Origin of the sequence: Vibrio sp. MarTm2 (assembly GCF_027587055.1) — a bacterium.
GTDB classification, from domain to species: domain Bacteria; phylum Pseudomonadota; class Gammaproteobacteria; order Enterobacterales; family Vibrionaceae; genus Vibrio; species Vibrio sinaloensis_D.
The window spans coordinates 650,482-675,772 of record NZ_JAPPTK010000001.1; the positions used below are offsets into that span (position 1 = coordinate 650,482).

General features: G+C 48.0%; 22 protein-coding genes. 6 read left to right on the top strand and 16 right to left on the bottom strand.

The genetic code is table 11. The features are described 5' to 3' along the window. The first annotated feature begins 79 nt into the window (after positions 1-79). Positions 80-1,795 (top strand): proline--tRNA ligase, encoded by a 1,716-nt coding sequence (locus OH458_RS03055; protein ID WP_038190690.1) that lies wholly within the window; start codon positions 80-82, stop codon positions 1,793-1,795. A 73-nt stretch (positions 1,796-1,868) separates the two neighbouring features. On the opposite strand, the gene OH458_RS03060 is transcribed toward OH458_RS03055, so the two are convergent. Then, a complete protein-coding gene (locus tag OH458_RS03060; RefSeq protein ID WP_269977224.1) occupies positions 1,869-2,714 on the bottom strand; it encodes a class II glutamine amidotransferase in 846 nt (281 codons plus the stop codon). Between the two features lie 105 nt (positions 2,715-2,819). After that, on the bottom strand, positions 2,820-3,401 hold the full coding sequence (lpcA, locus tag OH458_RS03065; RefSeq protein ID WP_005475341.1) for a D-sedoheptulose 7-phosphate isomerase: 582 nt from the start codon (positions 3,399-3,401) through the stop codon (positions 2,820-2,822). A 306-nt stretch (positions 3,402-3,707) separates the two neighbouring features. Between lpcA and fadE the strand changes: the two genes are divergently transcribed. Further along, positions 3,708-6,161: an acyl-CoA dehydrogenase FadE gene (gene fadE / locus OH458_RS03070; RefSeq protein WP_269977225.1), complete on the top strand. Its 2,454-nt coding sequence runs from the start codon at positions 3,708-3,710 to the stop codon at positions 6,159-6,161. Between the two features lie 55 nt (positions 6,162-6,216). Here fadE and OH458_RS03075 read toward each other — a convergent pair whose 3' ends face one another. The 4 genes from OH458_RS03075 to dnaQ all read right to left on the bottom strand — a co-directional run bounded on the left by OH458_RS03075 (position 6,217) and on the right by dnaQ (position 10,591). Next, positions 6,217-6,729 (bottom strand): Lcl C-terminal domain-containing protein, encoded by a 513-nt coding sequence (locus tag OH458_RS03075; protein WP_269977226.1) that lies wholly within the window; start codon positions 6,727-6,729, stop codon positions 6,217-6,219. Then, complete coding sequence (locus OH458_RS03080) at positions 6,729-8,399, bottom strand: Lcl domain-containing protein (protein ID WP_269977227.1); 1,671 nt, start codon at positions 8,397-8,399, stop codon at positions 6,729-6,731. The genes OH458_RS03075 and OH458_RS03080 overlap by 1 nt, the downstream gene beginning before the upstream one ends. A 189-nt stretch (positions 8,400-8,588) precedes the next feature. Beyond that, positions 8,589-9,839: a TIGR03503 family protein gene (locus OH458_RS03085; protein WP_269977228.1), complete on the bottom strand. Its 1,251-nt coding sequence runs from the start codon at positions 9,837-9,839 to the stop codon at positions 8,589-8,591. Positions 9,840-9,847: 8 nt separating this feature from the next. Continuing rightward, positions 9,848-10,591 carry a DNA polymerase III subunit epsilon gene (gene dnaQ / locus OH458_RS03090; protein WP_269977229.1) on the bottom strand — a complete coding sequence of 248 codons (744 nt, stop codon included), beginning with the start codon at positions 10,589-10,591 and terminating at the stop codon, positions 9,848-9,850. 56 nt (positions 10,592-10,647) lie between these two features. Here dnaQ and rnhA point away from each other — a divergent pair, with 56 nt between their 5' ends. Next, positions 10,648-11,112: a ribonuclease HI gene (rnhA, locus tag OH458_RS03095; protein WP_005475295.1), complete on the top strand. Its 465-nt coding sequence runs from the start codon at positions 10,648-10,650 to the stop codon at positions 11,110-11,112. On the opposite strand, the gene OH458_RS03100 is transcribed toward rnhA, so the two are convergent. Continuing rightward, the gene (locus OH458_RS03100; protein WP_269977230.1) at positions 11,109-11,846 is read right to left on the bottom strand and encodes a class I SAM-dependent methyltransferase; all 738 of its coding nucleotides are present in this window, start codon (positions 11,844-11,846) and stop codon (positions 11,109-11,111) included. The genes rnhA and OH458_RS03100 overlap by 4 nt on opposite strands. A gap of 31 nt (positions 11,847-11,877) precedes the next feature. Between OH458_RS03100 and gloB the strand changes: the two genes are divergently transcribed. From gloB to OH458_RS03115, 3 genes are all read left to right on the top strand, one after another. After that, positions 11,878-12,636, top strand: coding sequence for a hydroxyacylglutathione hydrolase (gene gloB / locus OH458_RS03105; RefSeq protein WP_039476534.1), 759 nt, complete (start codon positions 11,878-11,880; stop codon positions 12,634-12,636). A 70-nt stretch (positions 12,637-12,706) separates the two neighbouring features. Further along, positions 12,707-14,272, top strand: a complete 1,566-nt coding sequence (locus OH458_RS03110; protein WP_269977231.1) for a lytic transglycosylase — start codon at positions 12,707-12,709, stop codon at positions 14,270-14,272. Beyond that, the gene (locus OH458_RS03115; RefSeq protein ID WP_269977232.1) at positions 14,269-14,955 is read left to right on the top strand and encodes a YIP1 family protein; all 687 of its coding nucleotides are present in this window, start codon (positions 14,269-14,271) and stop codon (positions 14,953-14,955) included. The genes OH458_RS03110 and OH458_RS03115 overlap by 4 nt, the downstream gene beginning before the upstream one ends. On the opposite strand, the gene OH458_RS03120 is transcribed toward OH458_RS03115, so the two are convergent. From OH458_RS03120 to lpxA, 9 genes are all read right to left on the bottom strand, one after another. Then, positions 14,923-15,792, bottom strand: a complete 870-nt coding sequence (locus tag OH458_RS03120; RefSeq protein ID WP_269977233.1) for an endonuclease/exonuclease/phosphatase family protein — start codon at positions 15,790-15,792, stop codon at positions 14,923-14,925. The genes OH458_RS03115 and OH458_RS03120 overlap by 33 nt on opposite strands. A gap of 81 nt (positions 15,793-15,873) precedes the next feature. Beyond that, positions 15,874-16,212, bottom strand: coding sequence for a nitrogen regulatory protein P-II (glnB, locus tag OH458_RS03125; protein WP_008077534.1), 339 nt, complete (start codon positions 16,210-16,212; stop codon positions 15,874-15,876). Positions 16,213-16,317: 105 nt separating this feature from the next. Further along, entirely contained in the window at positions 16,318-16,632 is a 315-nt protein-coding gene (locus tag OH458_RS03130; RefSeq protein ID WP_269977234.1) for a c-type cytochrome, read from the bottom strand. A gap of 65 nt (positions 16,633-16,697) precedes the next feature. Further along, the gene (gene tilS, locus OH458_RS03135; RefSeq protein ID WP_269977235.1) at positions 16,698-18,002 is read right to left on the bottom strand and encodes a tRNA lysidine(34) synthetase TilS; all 1,305 of its coding nucleotides are present in this window, start codon (positions 18,000-18,002) and stop codon (positions 16,698-16,700) included. A 96-nt stretch (positions 18,003-18,098) separates the two neighbouring features. Further along, positions 18,099-19,058, bottom strand: coding sequence for an acetyl-CoA carboxylase carboxyl transferase subunit alpha (gene accA / locus OH458_RS03140; protein ID WP_005475319.1), 960 nt, complete (start codon positions 19,056-19,058; stop codon positions 18,099-18,101). A gap of 35 nt (positions 19,059-19,093) precedes the next feature. Then, positions 19,094-22,573, bottom strand: coding sequence for a DNA polymerase III subunit alpha (gene dnaE / locus OH458_RS03145; RefSeq protein ID WP_038190709.1), 3,480 nt, complete (start codon positions 22,571-22,573; stop codon positions 19,094-19,096). Between the two features lie 91 nt (positions 22,574-22,664). Then, entirely contained in the window at positions 22,665-23,285 is a 621-nt protein-coding gene (gene rnhB, locus OH458_RS03150) for a ribonuclease HII (RefSeq protein ID WP_269977397.1), read from the bottom strand. 2 nt (positions 23,286-23,287) lie between these two features. Next, positions 23,288-24,430, bottom strand: a complete 1,143-nt coding sequence (lpxB, locus tag OH458_RS03155) for a lipid-A-disaccharide synthase (RefSeq protein WP_039476551.1) — start codon at positions 24,428-24,430, stop codon at positions 23,288-23,290. Positions 24,431-24,501: 71 nt separating this feature from the next. Continuing rightward, positions 24,502-25,290 carry an acyl-ACP--UDP-N-acetylglucosamine O-acyltransferase gene (lpxA, locus tag OH458_RS03160; RefSeq protein ID WP_269977236.1) on the bottom strand — a complete coding sequence of 263 codons (789 nt, stop codon included), beginning with the start codon at positions 25,288-25,290 and terminating at the stop codon, positions 24,502-24,504. Between the last annotated feature and the right edge of the window lies 1 nt (position 25,291).

A 25,291-nucleotide genomic window follows, 5' to 3' on the forward strand; every position in this document is an offset into this window, starting at 1 on the left:
ACCATTTTCCCCTCGGGGGACTTCCATACTCCTGTCCATTCCGGCTTGAGTATCTAACTTTAATAAACGGATAAGTTAAATGCGTACCAGTAATTATCTTCTTTCTACTCTGAAGGAGACTCCAAACGACGCAGAAGTAGTGAGCCACCAGCTCATGCTACGTGCAGGTATGATCCGTAAGCTGGCTTCAGGTCTTTACACCTGGCTACCTACTGGTCTACGTGTACTGCGTAAAGTCGAAAACATCGTTCGTCAAGAGATCGACAATGCAGGCGCAGTCGAAACATTGATGCCCGTTGTTCAGCCGTTTGAACTATGGGAAGAGACAGGCCGCAGCGAGAAGATGGGTCCTGAGCTACTTCGCTTTACTGACCGTCACACTCGTCCGTTTGTTCTTAGCCCAACCGCTGAAGAAGTGATCACTAGCCTTGTGCGTAACGAAGTGAGCTCTTACAAACAGCTTCCGCTAAACCTGTACCAAATCCAGACTAAGTTCCGCGATGAGCGTCGCCCACGTTTTGGCGTAATGCGTGCACGTGAATTCTGCATGATGGATGCATACAGCTTCGACATCGATAAAGAAGGTCTAGAGAAATCTTACCAAGCGATGCACGATGCGTACTGTAAAGCATTCGACCGCATGGGTCTTGAGTACCGTCCAGTATTGGCTGACTCTGGCGCTATCGGTGGTAGTGGCTCTCAAGAATTCCACGTGCTTGCTGAAAGCGGCGAAGATCTAATCGCCTTCTCGACTGAATCTGATTACGCAGCAAACATAGAAAAAGCAGAAGCAGCAGCGCCTGCAGGTGAACGTGCAGCGCCAACGCAAGAGATGACTCTTGTTGATACGCCAAACGCCAAAACCATCGCTGAGCTTGTTGAACAGTTCGACATGCCTATCGAGAAGACAGTGAAAACGCTTTTCGTAAAAGCATCTGATGAAGTAGACGCAGATATCATCGCGCTAATCATCCGTGGCGACCACGAACTAAACGAAGTGAAAGCTGAAAACCTTCCTCAAGTTGCTGCTCCTCTAGAGATGGCAACGGAAGAAGAGATTCGCGCACTGATCGGCGCAGGCCCTGGTTCTCTTGGCCCTGTGGGTCTTAAACTGCCATTCATTGTTGACCGCACCGTTGCTGTAATGAGCGATTTTGGTGCTGGCGCTAACATTGATGACAAGCACTACTTCGGTATCAACTGGGGTCGTGACGTTGAGCTAGGCCAAGTTGAAGATCTACGTAACGTCGTTGAAGGCGATCCAAGCCCATGTGGCAAAGGTACCCTAATGCTTAAGCGTGGTATCGAAGTGGGTCACATCTTCCAGCTAGGTAACACTTACTCTGAAGCGATGAACTGTGGTGTTCTTGGTCCTGACGGTAAGAACGTCATCCTAGAGATGGGTTGTTACGGTATTGGTGTTTCACGTGTTGTGGCTTCTGCAATCGAGCAAAACCACGACAAATACGGCATCATCTGGCCAGACGCACTCGCACCTTTCCAAGTGGCTATCGTTCCTATGAACATGCACAAGTCAGAAGAAGTGAAAGAAGCAGCTGAGAAGCTGTACGCTGAACTGACGGCTATGGGTATCGAAGTACTATTCGATGACCGTAAAGAGCGCCCAGGCGTAATGTTCTCTGATATGGAACTTATCGGCATTCCTCACACTATCGTGATTGGCGATCGTTCTATGAAAGAAGGCAACTTCGAATACAAGAACCGACGCTCAGGTGAGAAGACAGCTGTAGCGATGGCTGATATCGTTGAGCATGTTAAAGCGCAGCTTGCTTAAGTTGATTGACGCTCAGAAATACAAAAGGCCGATGGAAACATCGGCCTTTTTTACAACTGATAAGAGTGCACCGCTATTCCAACGGCTCTGTCGGTGCTTGACTCGCTACTTTCTTAGGCGCATAAGGAACATGGCTCAGCTCATCAGCATTGCCATCAATCAGCTCGCCAAAGTGCAAGATACCAAACTCTCCGGGCTTCATGCGGTGCCAAGTCTCATTGCCGGTCAGTGGCTGAGTAGCAATGACTGACACAATGTCATTGGGTGTCGTCTCTTCTTGAAAGTTGATCTCAACATCTTCATCGATCAGTGCTGCCTTGCCAAAGGGCGCCCGACGCGTAATCCAGTAAAGATGATTGGTACAGTAAGTCATTACGTACTCACCATCAGAGAGCAGCATGTTAAAGACACCTTTCTCGCGCAATCTATCGCAGCACTCGGCAACAAACCGGAACACACCGACCATATCTTGTGGCGGCTCTGGGTATCGATCTTCCATTTGCTTTAATAGCCAACAGAAAGAGAGCTCACTGTCAGTTTGTCCAACAGGGCGATGGCGACCAGTTTTCAGATCTTGGTAATCACTCAGTTGGCCATTATGCGCAAAGGTCCAATAGCGCCCCCAAAGCTCACGAGTAAATGGGTGGGTATTTTCGAGGTTTACTCCGCCACGATTCGCCTGCCTAATATGACTAACAACCGCGCAGCTTTTAATTGGGTAGTTCTGGACTAGCTCAGCAATTTTGGATTTGCAGCTAGGGTTGGGATCTTTGAATGTGCGGAACCCCTTTCCTTCGTAAAACGTGATCCCCCACCCATCTCGGTGCGGACCCGTGTTCCCACCACGCTGCATCAATCCGGTAAAACTAAAACAGATATCTGTTGGTACGTTGGCGCTCATGCCGAGCAATTCACACATGGCCTACTAAACTCCCTTCATCCTTGCGTGCAGTTGGTAACTTAACGACATCAGCGAGAGAAACTGCAAACACTGATGCCGGTTAAATGATGAATGGTCACGCCGTTACGCGTTCTCCATTTCCTTTTCGATAAGCTGGATCACAATGTGAATGATCTTAATGTGGATTTCTTGAATACGGTCTGCGTAGCCAAAATGCGGTACACGAATTTCGATATCCGCTAAGCCAGCCATCTTGCCGCCATCTTTACCGGTCAACGCGATGGTCTTCATGCCTTTTGCTTGAGCCGCTTCAATCGCCTTTAAGATATTTGCAGAATTACCGGAAGTCGAAAGGCCAAATAAGACATCCCCTTTTGAACCAACAGCTTCTACATAGCGAGAGAAAACGTGGTCATAACCAAAATCATTGCTGACACAAGACAAATGACTAGGATCAGAGATAGCAATACCTGGCAAACCTGGGCGATTTTCACGGTAACGACCTGTCAGCTCTTCAGCAAAGTGCATGGAATCACAATGTGAACCGCCGTTACCACACGACAATACCTTGCCACCTTGCTTAAACGAATCCGCAATCATTTTGGCCGCCGATTCGATTTGAGCAATATTGCTCTCATCACTCAAAAACTTGTTTAGTACGTCAGCAGCTTCTAGCAACTCGCTCTTGATCAGATCATGGTACATAGGGCTATCTCTAATTATTGTTCGTGGATAGGCGAGCTTAGCGCATCACCCAACTTATTTGATGAGTTTACTCAAACATCGCATAGTGTCGATAGCTCTCGGTTAACAAATCCACCTTTATTGCAATTCATTGCTCATAAAAACAGCACAAGACAGCATTTTTAGAATTTTCACTCTACTTAGATCACTTTTTGAGCATTAGCACGTTTTACATTTCATTAATCTTTTGTTTACACTTTACTGGTATGACCTCTTACTAGTTTAAGACGTATAACTGTTGAGATACGTCAAAAAGGAAAACGAAACATGGACATCTTGCTCTCTATACTCGGATTTACGGTTGTATTGGCCACCTGCCTATACCGCCGAAGCTCGTTGATCGCTTCAGTTGCCGCACTGACAGCGACTATGGTTCTCTTATCTTGGGTTGGCACGGCCGGTTCTATCAGTTGGTTACTGTATGTATCCGCGGTCGTGATATTGGGCATCCCTGCAGTAAGACAATCTCTCATTAGCAAAAAAGCACTTAAGCTTTTCAAACAAGTACTCCCAGCCATGTCGCAAACGGAAAAAGAAGCGTTAGATGCAGGGACAGTTTGGTGGGAAGCTGAGCTGTTCAAGGGTAAGCCTGATTGGAACAAGCTGCATGCCATCAAAGCGCCAAGCTTAAGCCAAGAAGAACAAGCCTTTCTGGATGGCCCAGTGGAAGAAGTGTGTGCCATGGTCAACGACTATCAAGTGACCCACGAACTGGCAGATCTTCCACCAGAAGTATGGCAATACCTCAAAGACAACAAGTTCTTTGCCATGATCATCAAGAAAAAATATGGTGGCTTGGAGTTTTCTGCCTACGCTCAATCTTTGGTTCTGCAAAAGCTGACGGGTGTCTCTGGCGTGCTGTCATCGACCGTTGGTGTACCCAACTCATTGGGGCCAGGTGAGCTTCTGCAACATTATGGTACAGAGGAGCAAAAGGATTACTACTTACCTCGCCTAGCGGAAGGCAAAGAGATTCCATGTTTTGCCCTAACTAGCCCAGAAGCAGGCTCGGACGCGGGGTCAATTCCAGATTATGGCGTTGTGTGTAAAGGCGAGTGGGAAGGCAAAGAAGTCCTTGGCATGCGTCTAACTTGGAACAAACGCTACATTACCCTTGCCCCGGTCGCAACGGTGCTTGGTCTTGCCTTTAAACTTCGCGATCCCGAAGGACTGTTGGGTGATAAAGAAGATCTCGGCATCACTTGTGCGCTGATTCCAACCCATCTTAAAGGTGTGGAGATCGGTAATCGCCACTTCCCGCTCAATGTTCCTTTCCAAAATGGCCCAACGCGCGGCAATGATCTGTTTGTTCCTATCGACTTCATCATCGGTGGTCAGAAAATGGCAGGCCAAGGTTGGCGCATGCTGGTTGAATGTCTGTCAGTCGGCCGTGGTATCACGCTCCCATCTAACTCGACAGGTGGCATCAAAACTGCTGCACTGGCAACGGGTGCCTACTCGCGCATTCGTCGCCAATTCAAGCAGCCCATTGGCCACATGGAAGGGGTTGAGGAACCATTGGCTCGTCTAGGGGGCAACGCCTATGTGATGGATGCCGCGAGCAACTTGACGGTTGCGGGCATTGACTTGGGAGAAAAACCATCGGTGATCTCAGCCATCGTTAAGTACCACTGTACCCACCGAGGCCAGCAAAGCATCATTGATGCGATGGACATTGTGGGCGGCAAAGGGATCTGTTTGGGCCCCTCTAACTTCTTAGCACGTGGTTACCAAGGTGCGCCAATTGCGGTAACGGTTGAAGGTGCGAACATTCTGACACGTTCGATGATCATCTTTGGTCAGGGTGCGATTCGCTGCCATCCATATGTATTGGAAGAGATGGACGCCGCTTACTCTGAAGCAGGCGACGCTGTTGAGAAATTTGATAAAGCACTTGCAGGACATGTTAGCTTTACCATGAGCAACCTAGTACGCAGCTTCTGGCTTGGTCTAACTGACGGACGCGGCTCTGAAGCACCGACGCAAGACGCAACCACGCGCTACTACCAACAATTGAACCGCTACAGTGCAAACATTGCCTTCCTTGCCGACATTTCAATGGCGGTGCTGGGTGGTTCACTCAAACGTAAAGAGCGTTTGTCCGCTCGACTTGGCGATATCCTCAGTCAGCTATATCTGAGCTCAGCCACGCTGAAACGCTATGAAAGTGATGGTCGAATCTCGGACGATTTACCACTGGTTCACTGGGGATTGCAAGACAGCATGAAACAGACTGAACTAGCGATCGATGAGTTCTTAGCCAACTTCCCGAACAAGTGGCTAGGCAAAGCGCTACGTGTCGTAATCTTACCTTTTGGTCGTGTACGCAAAGCGCCAAGTGACAAACTGGACAGCCAAGTAGCACGCATTCTTCAAACACCATCAGAAACCCGCTCTCGTATTGGTCGCAACCAGTACTTGACGGCGAGTGAGTTCAACCCAGCAGGGAAAATTGAACACGCGCTGTCGGTGATTCTTGAGGCAGAGCCGTTGTTCAACAAAGTGTGTAAAGCGATTGGCGAACGTCGTCCGTTCTTGCGCCTAGATGCAATCGCCGAAATAGGCTTAGAGAAAGGCATTCTCGACAAAGCGGAGGCAAACTTGCTGATTGAAGCAGAGCAGCAACGCCTATACGTGATCAATGTCGATGACTTTGAGCCGCAAGAACTGGCAGCAAAGCCACTTGAGGTAACGCCACCGACCATGGTTGAAGTTGCCTAGTCAGCAAGAACAAAAAAGGGCCGCTTGTTACGGCCCTTTTTATATCTCTAGTCATCTAGTTAAATGGCTTGACCAAGCGGACAAACATCTCCCCGCTTGCGTTGACCGTTTTTTCCTGCCCCTCAGTAAAGTCGATAACCAACCCAGAATAAGCCGTGTTGATATCTGAAACATCAGGGGTATTTGTCCAGTAAGGAACATTGGTCGTAGTCGGAAAATAGGTCAAGTTGATGGCCGGCTTCGCACAGCGATAGTCCACTATCGACCCTAACTCTTTAATATTGGGTAGGCGAAAGCCGTCGACGCCAACTTGAGAATTCTGTAGGGCTAAATCCCACGAAGCGAAACTGGTTGGCGTCCCGTCGCAGCCATTCGTCGTGCTGTTGTAAGTCTCGCCCACGTTGCACTTTTGCCACAGAAGGTTGGTTTTCACATCCAAGATGGTGCCATCTTGACGATCGATAAACTGACCTTCCAGTTGTGATACTGGCTGATTCTCAACACAAGTCTGCGCAAAGCTCGTAGTAGAAACCATCAAAGCCGCGATACTCATAAGTTTCAGCTTCATTATTCCACCCCTTCACTAACGGCAATCACACCATGGTAGGTACCCTTGTTACAGAGCTCGACTTGCCCAGTTTGAGTCTGCATACACCAAGCACTGGCTCCGCCCCCCGTTACACGACTTGCACTGGTGAAGATCGTGTCTGCTGAGCTGCCCATACTGGCCCCCTTCATATACGGAAAGTAGTTTTCTGTAGTTGGATCGGTAGGGCCAACGCCGAAACCATAATTAACTATCGAACGCGCTTCACTTGGAGAAGGCAAACGCCAATTGGACACGCCACACACACCATAGCGATTGAGGGTCGCGAGGTAGACTTCAGCATTACAGCGATATTCTATTCCCTCATCTTCGGGGAAAGCGCATTGGCTTGATATTGGGCCTTCTGAGGGTAACAAATCGTTAATTGCCCCTAGATTTCCACCGTTGGTGCTGCTGTCAGAGTTGTACCAAGTGTAACGATAAGCCGCACTGCGCCATTGTCCAGGCTCGCTTGCCCATGGGTATGGGTTGGCGTCTGGATCATTCTTGAATGCCTCTAGCCACGTCTCTATCTCACCTTGTGACGGCAAAGTTCTTGGAGCCTGCTTCGCTTCAATGTAGACACCCGTTCGCTCGTCACGAACACATGACCACGAAGAGGCATCATTCGCTAATACATTGCCGCTGTAATCCAACTTGGTCAGCTTGAAGCCATGTTGGCCATCACTGTGGAGGCCTCCATCCTCTTTATCAAGCCCGTAATCAGCATCTTGCCCAGGGTATCCCGCAGGTTCTACGGTTAGATCATGAGAGGCGCCATTAGAGTAGGTGGCAAATCCGGTGTCATTAATTTCTCGGTCACCAGGTATATAAAACGCCAGTGAGTTGTGGTCCGAATCAATAGTGGTGTTACCGCTACTCTCCATGGTGTAAATGAGTGATTCACCACCTTCAATCAAGCCATCTTTTTTCGCCGACACAGTCACGACATGGCGCAAGCTTTCCGCAGGAATCGTTACCGTCATTGAACTTAGTGAACTCATCACATCGTCACCGGAAGCGATACCACTTTGCGCTAAATTCACAGTAACCTCTTTGGCGTGATAGTGGCTCAACTCAATGTGACTCTGTGCGCTGTCACCTTCCAAAACGGTTTTACTGGCATCGGTAAAGCGTATGGTTGGCTCAAGATCGCTGTCGGTAAGGGTAACGTTAGAACTTGAGTTCTCAAGGGTATAACTTGGGCTACTAGCAGCACTAATAGTGTAACGCAGCTGTTTACTGCCCTCGTGCAAGTTGTTGTGCACTAGATTAAGTGGGAGTGAATACGTCGTGACGCCTGCTGGCACTCGAACTGTTTGAGCGGCGATCGGATCGTAGTTTTTAAATTGCCCTTCGCTGCGAGAAGTCACATCACTTGTCACCACAGAGAGAACAAGGTCTTGGCTCAGTGCCGCTGACAAGGTAACTGTAATAGATTCGGTGTTCGAGCCAGAGCTAGGTTCGGTCAAGGTCACGGCTGCGGGAAGATTCACCGTAATGGCATTGCCGCTAGAGCCAGAACTGGTATCGGTTGTCGAGGTCGATTCGTCATCGCTGCTTTCATGTCCACTCTGACATCCAAATAACGCGACAGCCACTGCGAGCGCGAGCGCATTTTTGACTCGACCATATTTGTTCGGATGATACATTCAACCCCTAACTTATTTAACGCTATGAATAAGTGAATGTTATCAAAAACTTGTTCACATAAATATGCTCAAAACCGCCTTTGGTGCATCGCATACAATAAGTTTGAGTTAAATAAATGTTTAAAATATAAATAACCCCTAGCTTCACTGCAAACTAGGGGTTAGATAAAAAGCGGCAATCTGAGGTTGCTATTTTTTGGGCATTTCCAGTTGCATCTCCGGCACGGCTTTCTTTCTGGCTCTAAGCTTGCCAATCACAAACCAAGCAACCAAGGCCAGAATAATCACCACGACATTGCCAATCGCAATCATGATCATGCCTTGTGTTTTCTTCTCTTCGCGAAGTTCAATCTGACGCATCTCTTCCATCAGTTTTTGCTGTTTCAGGCGCTCCTCTTCTTGCAAACGACGGGTTTCTGCAATGTCGAGCTCTTCGACCAAACTATAGGTGTATTCGCTCAGCGGGAAGACTAAAGGTCTGCCGGAGCCCATTTCCGTCGCATACGCCTGCCCAGTCCAAGAGTAGTTGCCCAAAGTGTCACTGTAGGGAATGCTGAGTTCGAGTTTATTGCTCTCTTTCAGAGCGGCGCCTTGCACATCTATTTGATGCTCTTCCGGGTCAATATGTTCAACAAAAGCCGCGAGAGAGCCTGGCTCGACCATACCTTGCTCACCTGACAAGACCACTTTGTGCATCTCTTGCTCACTGCGAGATTGAATGAAGGTCACTTGCACAGGAGAAGGATAAACCAGCACTTCCTGCTCTTGCGCGCGAAGGAAGATCCCATTCCCCGACGTGATGCGTACTCGGTATTTACCCGGCGCGCTCGAAATGGGCAATGACACCGTAAACACGCCATCCCCCGCGACTTCATCGAGCTCAGTACCGTCATCTGCAAACTCACCAATCACTTCTGGGATAGGACGCGCTTCTTTGATCAAAGCGTCTTCATTTTCGACATATTTGGTGAAGGTGACCTTCAGCTTAACGCGATCAAGAAAGTCACGCAGAACTAAAGGCTGCTTATCAGACGTTAAACGTGCAGTAAACTTAATCGACTCGCCTTGGTACAGGCGGCTAGGAAGCCGATCCGTTGACAGTTCTAAGTGCGAAATCAGCGTTATCTTGTTCTTGGGAGTAACTTTACCAACCGCTTGCCAAGGACCTGGCATTGGGTTATCGATGGAAATAATGTCCATTGATGACTCTTGATACCAACGGACATTGTCAGGGCTGCGCCAAGCGTAATATTTTTTACCATCAGGACGAACCAACACCACAGGCTGTGAGTTTTCAGCTCGATAAATCACAAAGGTAATTTGTTGGATAGAAGGATCAACTCGAAAGCGGTTATCGAGCAAAGTCATTGATGACTCTTTTGCCGCGACGTTTGCAGCGCTCAGCAACACGCTGAGTACAACCAACCAAATCCTTAACATCCTTTCTCCTACTGACGCCAGAGACAGCTTCCGCTTTTCTCGACGATATCTAATCTATTTTGATGCGCTTCTAATTCATCGGCACTTGCATGGATAACCTTTAGTGCTTTTCGACCACTTGCCGCCCGTTTTATTGACTCACCTCCCACATCGCTGCCATCAGAGCTTCCTGCGTTAAACTGCAGCGACGTCTGACCACCGGTCATCAACAGATAAACATCCGCCAAGATCTCGGCATCGAGCAATGCCCCGTGCAGAGTACGATGGGAGTTATCAATACCGTATCGGTCACAGAGAATATCGAGGTTGTTTCGCTTACCTGGGAAGATCTTCTTCGCCATGGCCAGCGTATCGGTCACCTTACAATAATCGTCGGTTTTACCAATACTTGGGTCGAGCATCTCAAACTCGTAGTCCATAAAGCCGGTATCGAAGGGCGCGTTGTGCGCCACCAGCTCGGCACCTTTGATGAATTCTAAGAATTCAGCGTGGACGTCTTGATACTCTGGCTTATCCACCAAAAATTCATCCGTGATACCGTGGACCTGAACCGCTTCAGCTTGAATGTCGCGATCGGGCTTGATGTAAACATGGAAGTGACGTCCCGTCAGTTTACGGTTGATGATTTCTACGGCACCAATCTCAATGATTCGATGACCTAGATAATGAGGACCGCCCTCTTGGTTCATACCCGTGGTTTCGGTATCGAGTACGACAATGCGGTGCTGATTAGAATTGTTGCTGGTATTCATAACAAAATGTGTGTCAGACTATGCCAATAATGAGCTTAACCCAATAGTATCAAATCATGACGAAACAGGTGGAAATTTTCACGGACGGTTCTTGTTTAGGCAATCCTGGTCCTGGCGGCTATGGTATCGTATTACGTTATAAGCAAACCGAGAAAACGCTCGCCAAAGGCTACACGCTAACCACCAATAACCGAATGGAAATGTTAGCGACGATCGTTGCCCTACAAGCCCTCAAAGAACCGTGTGACGTCATTCTCACTACCGATAGCCAGTACGTGCGTCAAGGCATTACCCAGTGGATTCACAACTGGAAAAAACGTGGCTGGAAAACCGCAGATAAAAAACCGGTAAAAAATGCTGATCTATGGAAAGCCTTAGACGCCGAAAGTGAGCGCCACAACATCGATTGGCGCTGGGTTAAAGGCCATGCTGGGCATCGAGAAAACGAAATGTGTGATGAGTTGGCACGTACCGCAGCCGAAAACCCGACCGAAGAAGATACCGGCTATATCCCCAACTAGTGGGACTGCTTATTCGACACCTTGTAATTGACGCTCACCGGCGTCAATTTTCGTTTTAGCTTCCAGTGAGGCTTAATTGGCTTAAGCGGATAGGTTCGCTTGCGCGCGACGATGAAGTATAAACTGCCCATCGGCGCCGCCCAGTCCCCTAAGCTATTCTCTAACCAAGTCCACATTGTTCGGTACTTCTGCATTGGGAATAGTGCATAGCTATCGCATTCGATCACTTGATAGTTCAAAACGCTGAGCCAATCTTTAATTCGGGTAGGCGTGAACATCCGTCCACTCCACGGCAGATTGTTTCTTCGCCAAGGCATCAGGCTCGCCAGTCCGGTAAAACTGATTGGGTTAAAACCTGTGATAATCAAATAGCCGTCATCGATCATCACACGGTCAACTTCACGCAGCATTCGATGGGGATCATTGCAGTAGTCGAGCTGGTGTGCCATCACAACGGCATCAAAGCTTTTCTCAAAAAAGGGTAAGTCGTAGCCGTTGGCGATGACGTTATGCAATGGATTTTTTATATCGAGGTTGACTTGATGTTGAATATTGCAGGCAAAACTGGTTAACTCGCAGCTGAGACCACCGAGCTTAAGCATATGGTAACCAAATAATTTTGGGCACCACTCATCCATCCGAGTCTGAATCGACTCACTCACCCATTGGCCGTTTTTAAGTTGCGACCATGAATGAGGCTTTTCTAACTTCTTATTGCTACGTGCTGGTTTCATACCTAACCTGCTTCACTCGGGAGACACAACCATGTTAGAGATCAAAAGCATACCTGCATTTAATGATAATTACATCTGGCTAATTCAAAATAGCGATCAGCGTTGTGCCGTTGTCGACCCTGGTGATGCGACGCCTGTTCTGGCTTACCTCAAACAGCACCAGCTAAGCTTAGATGCAATCTTGATCACGCACCACCATAACGACCATATTGGTGGTGTGGCCGAATTGGTCCGACAATACCCTGGCATTGATGTCGTTGGCCCCGCAAATGAACCCGTACCGACCTTAACTCATCCTGTCGAGGGCGGTGACCAAATAGAACTGTTTGGTGAAGTCTTCTTTGTGCTAGACCTCGCCGGTCATACTCTTGGTCATATTGGCTATGTTGGAGATGGCAAGCTCTTCTGTGGTGATGTCCTATTCTCAGCCGGCTGTGGCCGTGTCTTTGAGGGGACCATGGAACAAATGTACTCCTCACTCACCAAGATTGCAGCACTACCAGAAGAAACTGAGGTCTATTGCGCGCACGAGTACACCGCGAGTAATCTCGCTTTTGCCTTGGCTGTAGAACCCGACAATGAGCAGCTCCAACAATATCGAGATGACGTCAATCGTCTGAGGGCTCAGAATCGCCCCACCTTGCCCACCACACTACGCCGTGAAAAATGGATCAATCCTTTCCTTCGCACCGACCAACAAACGGTTATTCGCTCAGTTGCAAACCGAACCGACCAAACCGACGCACTCGCCATTTTTAGTGCATTACGTGAGTGGAAGAACGAATTTTAACGATTTGCTGCTTGTCACTTTCTGTGCGTGGCAAGTATTATCAGCAGCCAAGTAACAAAAGGGCTGTGCAATGCGATTAACACATAGCTGGGTTTTGGCGCTCTTACTTACAGGATGCCAACTAACCCAGCCTACCGATTCTAGTGAGACCTCATCACCGGAAACCAATAACTCACCCGCGGTAAAAAAGGCTGAACCTACCGCTCAGCCGGCCAAACCAGTATCAAAACCAAAACCTGTGGTCACGCCTCAGTCGCAAGAAGATGTCTGGCAACGAATCGCGATGCAGTTGGATATGCCAATTCCGGATCACAAAACGGTCGATTACTACCGAACTTGGTATTTGAAGCACCCAAGCCATCTTAGAACCGTTTCAAAACGCGCCGAGCCATTCCTCTACCTGATCACAGAAAAGATCGAAGAGCGAAACTTACCTCTTGAGCTTGCGCTGCTCCCAGTTGTAGAAAGCTCATTTGATGCCTTTGCCTACTCTCACGGCAGTGCAGCAGGCTTATGGCAGTTTGTCCCTGCAACCGGCAAGATGTACGGTTTAGAACAGAACTTCTGGTACGATGGACGTCGAGATGTGCCTGCGGCAACCGATGCAGCACTCGACTACCTCACTTACCTAAATAAACGTTTTGACGGTGAATGGACCCACGCCATCGCAGCATACAACAGTGGCGGCGGACGCGTTTCCAGTGCAATTCGTAAAAACACTAAACTAGGCAAACCCACCGACTTTTTCTCGCTCGATTTACCGAAAGAGACCAGTGGTTACGTTCCTAAACTCCTAGCACTCGCAGATATCATTGCCAACCAAGAAAAGTACGGGATCGATATTCCACCCATCGCGAACAAACCCGTCGTTACCCTCATCGATCCAAAAGAACAGTTGGATTTGGCGATTGCAGCAAAATACGCGGGTATCTCGGTCAAAGAACTGCAAGGCTTAAACCCTGCTTACAATCAGTGGTCGACTGCACCCGATGGCCCTCATCAACTGCTTATTCCAGCCCAAGCAGAAGACAGTTTCCGTTACCAAGTTGAAAAAAATCGCGGTAAAGGAATGAAGTTAGTTCGCTACAAAGTGAAATCTGGTGACTCCATCAGTGTTCTGGCTAACCGATACAACACCACGACAAAAGTAATCCAGCGTGCGAATGGCATGACCAACAGCAATATTCGCGCTGGTCAGTACTTGATGATTCCAGCGTCGGCAAAAGATGAGAATGTCTACGCTTTAACCGCATCCAACCGCCTTGAAAAAACGCAAGCGAAAAACCGTGGTCAATACAAGCTCACCCACACAGTTCGCTCAGGCGACAGCTTGTGGAGCATTGCCAAAGCCAACAAGGTCTCTCACAAATCGCTTGCCAAGTGGAATGGAATGGGACCAAAAGATACGTTACGTGTAGGACAAAAACTGGTGATTTGGAAGAACAGCTCAGATGGCGCCATCATCCGCACCGTTTTCTATAACGTTCGCTCAGGCGATACCATCAGTGGCATTGCCAGCAAATTTAAAGTGAAATCACGTGACATCGTGAAATGGAATGACCTAAGCAAACAAAAATATCTTAAGCCAGGTCAAAAACTGAAACTCTACGTTGATGTAACTAAGGTAAGTGTATGACGCCCTCCAGTAATCCTTTAATCATGCTAGTTGATATTTTTCGTTCACCTAGCGCTTGTTTCCTTGCCCTTTATCAACGTGGCGCATGGGGCTGGCAGCCATACATTTTTCTGATTTTATCGCCATTTTTGTTTTGGGGCGCGTATTTTGACTTGGTCAATTTTGATTGGCTAAAAGAAGTCCTAACCGCTCAACTGGCGCAAACGAACCCGCAACAACTTGAGTTACTTGATGCCAACACCTTAATGGCCAGTGAAATCATCAGCGATGTATTTGGTCGAACGCTGACCATACTCATGCTGGCGTTTTGGTTCAATCTGGCCACTAAGCCAAGTCAGCACCAACATGGTTTTTGGAAATGGTTTGCCGCGGCCGCAGTGATCACTTTCCCTGCAATCATCGGTGATCTTGCAAGCTACGTGAGTGTTCTACTGAAACATGGTCAAGTGCTTGTTTACGCCGCGGATCTCAATAGCCTTAACGGACTACTCAAACTTCCACTGACCAACGAGTGGTCTCAGTTTGCCAGCTCGTTCCCTCTGCTTCTGCCTTGGTATGTCGCTTTGGGCTACGCGGCAGTCGGTACATGGACGGAGTTCGAGCGCGGCCAAGCTTTGGTCATTTCAGCACTACCTTGGCTCGCTTACTATCTAATTTGGGCGCTCTACATCGTTATTTTTTAAACGGAAGCTCACCTCTATTGGGTTGTGATCAGAGGCGTCGGTTATCGGCGCCTCTGCTTTTTGAAGGACCAAATCTCGATAAAAAACATGATCTAAAGGTAGCCCAGTCACAAACTGAGTCCGATTATCCACTTGGTAAGTAACCTCTGTAACGCCTATTTTGTCGAGCGCTTGTTTCATTACACTCAATCGCGCGTCACTCCAACTGTTAAAATCGCCAGCAACAATGATCGGCCCCTGATGATTCAAAAGCTCCGTCACTAACGTATCAAGCTGTCTTTGATACTCCACTGTGCCATAAGTGAAATTCACCGCATGGATATTAACTACTGCCAATGACTGGCCATTCGTCAGTGGGTAAGTCGCATATAAAGCAGATTTGGGTAACCCTAACCAAGGCTCAAGCTCGGTATACGCACAGGCGAGATCAGGCGTATCGTAGCTTAAGTTCAGAACGCCCGCGGTGGTATCAAAGGCTTTAAACGCATCGACTTGGCTACCAAACCACTGATTGTCCTCAATCCAATGGAGTAACTCAGGGGTCATACTGGCTTCTTGTAACAGAGCCAATTGTTTTCCCTCCACCAGAGTTTGCAAACTAGAATGCCAGTTTGGTCGGTTCTGCTTGTAGATGTTCCACACCAGAACATTCAGCTCGCCATTGAGATCCACCGGTTTTGCTGAGTCACTGCGGTAACATTGCAACGAAGGCGCAATATTCCCTTGCGAAATCGAAGATATTTGGCCTTGTTCAGGCAATGTGAACACCACTCGATAGCCAACCATTCCCGTGAGTACGAGTCCAGTAGGCAATGCTAGTAACCATTTTTTGTTCATCATTGAGCCCTAAAATGTAAAAAAGAGCCTTACGGCTCTTCCTTGATTATCGAATTCAGTTCACGCACTCTGACAATAACACTAGATAGCGTCTTCGTCTTCTTCACCAGTACGAATACGTACGATGCGTTCAACGTCAGTAATGAAGATCTTACCATCTCCAATTTTGCCTGTTTGTGCAGTCTCAACAATCGTATCAACACACTGGTCAGCAACGTCATCGGTAACCACAATTTCAAGCTTCACTTTAGGCAAGAAATCCACCATGTATTCTGCACCACGGTATAGCTCAGTATGACCCTTTTGACGTCCAAAGCCTTTTACCTCAGAAACCGTCATACCGGTAATGCCGACTTCTGCTAACGCTTCGCGAACATCATCTAACTTAAACGGCTTGATGATGGCTTCAATTTTTTTCATGTTCATCCCTTAAACTTCAGCAATTTGGCTTATTATCCCACGATCATCGGGCAATAAAAAGCCCGAGCGATAAGCGCTCAGGCTAATATACAACTTAACCAAAGGTTATTTCAAACTTGCGTAGTATGCCGCTAGGTTAGCGATATCGGCATCACTGAGCATCGATGCTTGCGCTTGCATGACCGCCGCTAGACCACCATTACGTTCTTTGTTTTTGTACGCATTAATCGAGCTGACAAGGTATTGTTCGTTTTGACCTTTCAAGTTTGGATAACCTGGGATGACAGCAATACCATCCGCACCATGACAAGCCGCACATACCGCCGCTTTCGCTTGCCCAGCAGCTACATCACCTGCCGCCATAGCTTGACCAGCCATAAAGCTCATTCCGATGACCATTCCAATAGCGATTTTCTTCATTGCTCTTCCTTATAAGTCCACTTCTTATGTGTGTTTTATCTATACGATTCTGACACAAAGATAGTTTACTTGCTCCAGATAAGCTCACAGTCTTGACCGATAAAGTGATGATCAATAAACAAATCCGCGATGGCCGCTACTTTATCGCCACACATAAGTATCGGTCTTCTTCGCCTTTCCCAACTCGGCACTTGATACTCCTGAAACAGCTTTTTCAGTTTTCTGCTATGCCCTCGCTCTGCTGGATGAGCGCTGAGCCCTTCGGGATTAAAGATGATACGTAATGGCGCTTGCTGCAGTGCAGATAAGGACAATGACCCTGTCGATGTCGCTTGAAGCGTCAAATGGCCGAGCCTATCAGGAAGCTCAAGCTCCTCACCTAGCCCCAAGCGTTGAGACCAATCGCTAATATCGTCATGAGCGGAAACTAAGTAGAGACGTCGGTTAAAACGGCGTACTTGCGCAGAAGTTAGATTCAGAACAGGATTCGCGTCTGCCTGAGCAAGTGCTACCTGATGCCAAATTTTGTCCAGATGATCTCGACTTGGCATGCGCTGGCCCGCATTGGCCAACCACATACGAATCAAACGTGCCCGCATCAATGCGCCCAAATCAGCCATCCCTTGAATGGCTAAGCTACCATCCGAGTTGACCAGGAGCCTGAGCTTATCTTGGAGTAGCTCGTCTAACAGTAACTCTTGCTCTGCACACAATTGAGCGCTTCGCTGGACCGATTGAGTAAAATGCGGCCAACGCGCATCAATAATCGGCGAAATATGGTGACGAATGTAATTGCGATCGAAGCGGGTATCCTGATTACTTTCATCTTCCACCCAGTTTAAGCCATGGTGCTGCGCGTATTGTTCGATCTCTTCGCGCCTAACCTTAAGTAGCGGTCGAACCAATCGGCCATTAGAAAACGGCTTGCTCTCAGCCATCGCCGACAAACCTTTTGGTCCACTGCCTCGCTTTAAGGCGAGAAGAAACGTTTCTAGCTGATCATCTCCATGTTGACCCGTCAGTAAAATATCCTTTTCATTTACATGCCGAGCCAACACCTTATAACGCGCATCTCGGGCACACTCCTCGATGCTCTTCCCGCTGGCGTCTAACTGCACCTTTTCCAAAATAAAGGGGACATCACTCTGAGCAGCCCACTCTTGACACTGGTTAGCCCACTCACCAGCATTGGCACTCAGACCGTGATGAACATGGACAGCTAGCGTCGGACGATGGGTTTCCTGCTGATAGCGCGCAAGTAATGAAAGCAATACACGTGAGTCAATGCCGCCACTGAAGGCCAAAACAATACGACTGCGCGGAGCAAGATACTCTTCAATGACAGATGAAAATGATTGATACAGATCCATAACGGAATAACTCGATAATTGATAAGCGATAGTTTATCACCCACCAATAAAAAAGGCCGAACTAAGTTCGACCTTTAGGATTTAACAAGATGCTGATTAGCAGTAACCGTAGCTCATTAAGCGTTGGTAACGGCGCTCAAGAAGTGTATCGTTGTCAAATTGAGCCAGCTCGTCTAACTGCTTAAGTAGGTTCGCTTTCATGTTTGCTGCCATTTGAACATGGTCGCGGTGCGCACCACCTAATGGCTCTTCAATAATTTCATCGATCAACTCAAGCTCTTTAAGACGAGGCGCCGTTAGGCCCATCGCGTCTGCCGCTTGAGGCGCTTTATCTGAATCACGCCATAGAATCGATGCACAGCCCTCTGGTGAGATGACTGAGTACGTCGAGTACTGAAGCATGTTCACGTAATCGCCAACACCGATAGCCAATGCACCGCCTGAACCACCTTCACCGACAACGTTACAAATCACTGGCACTTTTAATCCCGCCATCACTTTTAGGTTTTTCGCAATTGCTTCTGATTGGCCGCGCTCTTCTGCACCAACACCTGGGTAAGCACCCGCAGTATCAATGAAGGTGATGATTGGCATGTTAAAACGCTCTGCCATTTCCATAAGGCGTAGGGCTTTACGGTAACCTTCAGGCTTAGGCATACCGAAGTTACGTTTTACTTTTTCTTTGGTCTCACGACCTTTTTGGTGACCGATGATCATAACCGGACGACCATCAAGGCGAGCCATACCACCAACGATCGCTTTATCATCAGCAAACGCTCGGTCACCCGCTAGCTCTTCAAATTCTGTAAATACATGCTGGATGTAGTCAAGCGTGTAAGGACGTTGTGGATGACGTGCCAGTTGAGCCGTTTCCCACGCCCCTAGATCGCTAAAGGTCTTTTTCTTAAGCTCTAAGCTTTTCTTTTCTAGCTGTTCGATCTCTTTTTCTAGATCCACACCAGACTCACCGCCGTGGCGAGATACATCACGTAGTGCTTCAATCTTTGCTTCAAGTTCTGCGATCGGCTTTTCAAATTCTAAAAAGTTTAGGCTCATCTATCGATCCTTTCTGATTCGGCTTTGTGCCGAATTTAGTTAAATTCGAGTTCTACTTGGCCATTACCAAGCAGTTGTTTTAAATCATCTAATAATGCATCGCTTGGCGTAACTCGCCATTCGGTACCTAACGTTAGACGCGCGCGCGCATCGCTCCGTTGGTAATATACATGAACAGGAACCGTTCCTGCCCGATGAGGCTCTAGTATTTTACTAAAGCGCTCAAAAAACTGGCCATCGATTTGAGATTCTTCAATCGATACAGATAATCCACGCGCGTACTTTTCGCGAGCAGTGCCGAGATCCATGACCTCGCGCGCGGACATTTTAAGACCACCATTGAAATCATCAAAGCTGACCTGTCCAGAAACCACCAAAATTTTATCTTGTTCTAACAATTCAGCGTATTTATCCAACGCATCTGAGAACAACATCACTTCCATACGTCCACTGCGATCGTCGAGTGTCATCAAGCCGATGCGTGTACCGCGTTTTGTGGTCATGACGCGAGCTGCAATCACTAGCCCTGAGACAGTCACACTTTGGTCACGACGAGTTGGCGTCGCGTCTTTTAGTCGACAACTGGTGTACTTACCAAGTTCCTTCAAATAGGCATTTATTGGGTGCCCGGTCAAATAAAGGCCGAGCGTTGTCCGCTCTCCCTCTAACCATACCTTCTCAGGCCACGGCGCAACTTTGGTGTATTTGTTTTCTACCTCTTCTGGTGCTTCCGTCAATACGCCAAACAAATCGCTCTGACCAAATGCTTCCGCTTGGTGATGCTGGCTGGCTGCTTTAACCGCGTCATCGAGTGAAGCCATCATGGCTGCGCGATGAGGACCAAGTCGATCCAAGGCTCCGGCATAGATAAGCTTCTCTATGACGCGTTTATTGACCTTTTTCAAATCGATGCGAGCGCAGAAATCGAACAAGTCTTTGAAATGGCCATCTCGGTTACGCGACTCTAAGATCGCCTCGATAGGACCTTCACCGACACCTTTTATCGCACCGATGCCATAAACAATTGCGCCATCTTCATCTACGTTGAAGCGATACAAGCCAGAGTTTATATCCGGCGGCAACACTTTCAGCTTCATGCGTAAACATTCGTCTACAAGACCAACCACTTTTTCGGTGTTATCCATATCCGCGGTCATTACCGCAGCCATAAACTCCGCAGGATAGTGTGTTTTGAGCCACAAGGTTTGGTAGGAAACCAGGGCGTATGCCGCTGAGTGAGATTTGTTAAAGCCGTAGCCCGCAAATTTCTCTACCAAGTCGAAAATCTTCATCGCGAGTTCGCCATCGACACCATTGGCAATCGCGCCCTCTTCGAACGTGGCACGCTGTTTGGCCATCTCTTCCGGTTTTTTCTTACCCATAGCACGACGAAGCATATCCGCACCACCAAGGGTATAACCAGAAAGCACCTGCGCAATCTGCATTACCTGCTCCTGATACAGGATAATGCCGTAAGTCGGATCGAGGATCTCTTTGAGCGACTCGTGCTGCCACTTTTCATCAGGATAGGAAATTGCTTCTCGGCCATGTTTTCGGTCGATAAAGTTGTCTACCATGCCTGATTGCAGCGGCCCCGGACGGAACAAAGCTACCAGTGCGATGATGTCTTCGAAACAGTCGGGTTGAAGGCGTTTGATTAGCTCTTTCATACCACGGGATTCAAGCTGGAACACCGCGGTAGTTTCAGAGTTTTGCAGTAAGTTAAACGACGCTTGGTCATCAAGCGGTATCGACTCAATCGCGACAGGGGCTTTCCCCTCTTTGGCTAAGCGAGGGTTAATCAACCCTAGTGCCCAGTCAATGATAGTTAGGGTACGCAGCCCCAAGAAGTCAAACTTAACCAGCCCCGCGGTTTCCACGTCATTCTTATCGAACTGAGTGACGGGGAAATGGCCTTCTGCATCCGCGTAAATCGGCGCAAAATCGGTGATCGTGGTGGGTGAAATTACAACACCACCCGCGTGTTTACCCGCGTTACGTGTACACCCTTCTAGGATGCGACACATATCAATGAGTTCTTTGACCTCTTCATCCGCGTCATAAAGCTCTGGCAGTGCAGGCTCGGCTTTAAAGGCTTTCTCTAGCGTCATGCCAGGATCCGGCGGGACGAGTTTCGAAATGCGATCAACGAAACCAAACGGATGGCCAAGCACACGACCCACATCGCGTATTACCGCTTTCGCCGCCATGGTACCAAAGGTGATGATCTGCGATACCGCATCGCGACCATACATTTCTGCTACGTGATCAATCACTTGGTCACGCTTGTCCATACAGAAGTCGACGTCAAAGTCGGGCATCGAAACACGTTCTGGGTTCAAGAAACGTTCGAAAAGTAAGTCGTACTCGAGCGGGTCCAAGTCTGTGATTTTCAGTGCATACGCCACCAATGAACCGGCACCCGAACCGCGCCCCGGACCAACAGGAATGTCATTGTCTTTCGACCACTGGATGAACTCCATTACGATCAAGAAGTAACCGGGGAAACCCATATTGTTGATAACTTCGAGTTCGATTTTCAATCGCTCATCATATTCAGGGCGACGCTCAGCACGAACTTTCGGATCGGGGAATAAGAACTCAAGGCGTTCTTCGAGCCCCTCCTCCGACTTCATGACTAAGAATTCCGTTTCTTCCATGCCTTCTGTTGGGAACGCGGGTAGGAAGTATTCTCCAAGACGTACAGTGACGTTACAGCGCTTAGCAATTTCGACGCTGTTTTCTAGCGCTTCGGGAATGTCAGCAAACAACTCACACATTTCTTCTTCTGTGCGTAAATATTGCTGAGGGCTGTAGTTCTTTGGTCGACGTGGATCTTCTAAGGTATAGCCGTCATGAATCGCCACTCGAATCTCGTGCGCATCAAACAAGGTTTCGTCAAGAAAGACGACATCGTTTGTCGCAACCACTGGCAATTCAAACTGCTCAGCGAATTCGAGTGCAAAATGGAGGTAGCTCTCTTCGTCGGCGCGTCCGGTTCTAGTTAACTCAAGATAAAAACGGTCGGCAAAGTGAGTCTGGTAAAACTCTGCGCACTCTTGAGCCGTTTTTTGGTTGCCCTTGAGAAGCGCTTTACCAATTTCACCGCTTTTACCACCAGAGAGCAAAATTAAACCTTCGGACAGTTCCACCAACCACTCTTTATCGATGACTGGCTGATGCTGAACGTGACCACGAAGGTACGCCTTTGAGATCAGTAACGTTAGGTTTTTATAGCCAGTATTGTCTGCGGCCAACACCGTTAACTTGGTGAGTTCATCACCGAATGCTGCCGATTGCATGGCAAAATCGGCACCAATGATCGGCTTGATACCACAACCGTGAGCGGTACCATAAAACTTCACCAAACCACATAAGTTAGTGAAATCGGTAAGTGCCATTGCAGGCATTCCCAACTCTGCCACTTTCTTAACCAGAGGTGGCACTTTGGAAAGGCCATCGACCATGGAGAAGTCACTGTGAACTCGAAGGTGGACAAACTTAGGATCTGACATGAATAGTTCCGCAAATAGTACTTAATCGGAAAGGAATGGGGGTATTTTACGTGATAGTAATACGTGAATACACCCCATAATATTCGGGTTTCTAATCTAACCCGAGCGCTTTCTTCACTGGTTTGAAGCTTTTACGATGTTGGTCAATCACACCATGCGCTTCAATCGCTTCAAAATGCGCCTTAGTTGGATAACCTTTGTGCTTAGCAAAGCCAAACTCTGGATGTAATTTATCGAGCTCTTCCATCTCTTGGTCTCGGACAACTTTCGCAATGATGGATGCGGCGCTGATCTCAGCAACGCGCAAGTCACCCTTAACCACCGCTTGAGCATCCATTGGCAACGCAGGACAGCGGTTGCCATCGATCAGTGCTAAATCTGGTTGTACTTTTAACCCTGCGATCGCTCGCTGCATGGCTACCATAGTCGCTTGTAGGATATTCAACTCATCAATCTCAGCAGGACTGCAACGCCCAACGGACCAAGCGAGTGCTTTCTCTTGAATTTCAGGCAGCAGCGCTAAACGCTTTTTCTCTGAGAGCTTTTTTGAGTCGTTCAAACCTTCAATGGGATTGTTGGGGTCTAAGATCACAGCTGCCGTAACCACATCGCCCACCAACGGCCCTCGACCGACTTCATCCACCCCAGCCACACATTGATAACCTTGCGGGTACTCAAACGGCGGAAGTTCTTGTTTTTCTTTTGCCATAATGTCTATTTCTTACCAATTAATGCCAAAACTGCATTCGCAGCTTGGGTATCCGCATCTTTGCGAATCCAGTGATGCATCTCTGTAAATTTGTCGATCATCTGCTGACCATCACTGCCTAGCAAACGCTCTACTTCGGGTGCCAAATTATCAGGAGTGCACTCTTCTAGTAAGTACTCTTTGACGATCTCTTGCTCAGCCAGAATGTTTGGCAGTGATACATAGTCTGTTTTCACTAGGCGACGAGCGATAAACGCGGTGATGGCGTTGACCTTATATCCAACCACCATAGGGCGCTTGATCAGCATGCATTCTAGAGCAACAGTCCCCGAGGCAAGCAATACCGCATCAGCCGCTGTAATTACATTACGCGCTGTATCATCGACCAAGGTAAAATCAAGCTCAGGAGCAAACTCTTGCCAAGCTTGTTCAAATTGCTCTCGACGCTTCTGGTTTACCAGCGCGACCACAAATCCTAAGTCAGGATGCGTTTTATGCAGCCTTTTACAGGTTTCAATAAATGGTTGGGAGAGCATTTTTAGCTCACTACCGCGGCTTCCGGGTAGAACCGCAAGCCACTTCTTATCTTGCTCAAGACCCAATAGTTCTCGAGCAGGTGCTTTCTCTGAAACCAACGGAATGGCGTCAGCCAGTGTATGGCCAATAAACTCGCAAGGCACATTGAACTTGTCGTAAAACGCTTTCTCAAAGGGCAAGAATGCTAACACTAAGTTGGTTGCGGCTTCGATTTTGAAGATGCGCTTTTGACGCCAAGCCCATACGGATGGACTAACATAATGGACTGTCTTGATGCCAGCTTGTTTCAGGTCTAACTCTAGACGTAAGTTGAAATCAGGCGCATCGATACCAACAAAAACATCAGGTGGATTGTCTGTAAAATACTTCACCAGTTGCGCCTTTACTTTGAGTAAACGCGGTAATCGGCCAAGTACCTCCACTAACCCCATGACAGCGAGTTCTTCCATGTCAAACAGAGATTCACAGCCTAGTGCTTTCATCTTGGGTCCGCCAATACCGACAAACTCGGCGTCAGGGTATTGCGCTTTGACCGCTTTGATAAAGCCTTCCCCGAGCGTGTCACCTGACAGCTCCCCCACAACAATGCCAATTCTGAGTGGTTTTTCCATTTTACTCACTTTATAAACGCAAAAAGACCGCAACCGATGGCTGCGATCTTTTTAATTAATCATGGGATGGCTTAGCGAATAACGCCACGCTCAGAGGTTTCCACAAACTCAATAAAGTGCTTAATTGATGGCCAATCTTTTGCCATTTCTTCGAGCACTTCTTTCGCTTCTGCTTGGGTTTTACCAGAGCGATAGAACTCTTTGTACGCATTACGCAGCGCTCTTAGCTCTGCTTTTTCAAAGCCATTACGCTGTAAGCCAACAAGGTTTAAGCCAAACGGTGTCGCGTGGTTGCCTTGCGCAAGAACGTACGGTGGAACATCTTTAACCACAGCAGAACAACCACCAATGTAGCTGTACGCTCCGACTTTACAGAACGGGTGAATCGCAGACAAAGCCATCACCCCTGCGTAATCTTCCACTGTAACGTGTCCACCAAGAATAGCGTTATTACCCACGTGCGTATGGTTTCCGACGATCACATCATGTGCGATGTGCGCGTTAACGCAAAGAAGGTTGTCATCACCGATGACGGTTGTTGCCTTATCTTGCGCTGTGCCTCGGTGGATTTGTACCGCTTCACGTATGACGTTACGGTCACCAATTACAACTGTCGTGGCTTCACCACCGTATTTCTTGTCTTGGTTCTCTTCACCAATGACCGCATGTGGGAAAATACGGTTATCTTTGCCAATGGTTGTATGGCCTTTAATCACAACGTGAGACATCACTTCAGTCCCTTCACCTATCTCAATATTGCCTGAGATGTAAGTAAACGGACCGATGGTTACGTTGGCTGCAATTTTTACCTCACCTTCAATAACAACCGAAGGATGGATTTGAGCAGTTTCGTGAATCATA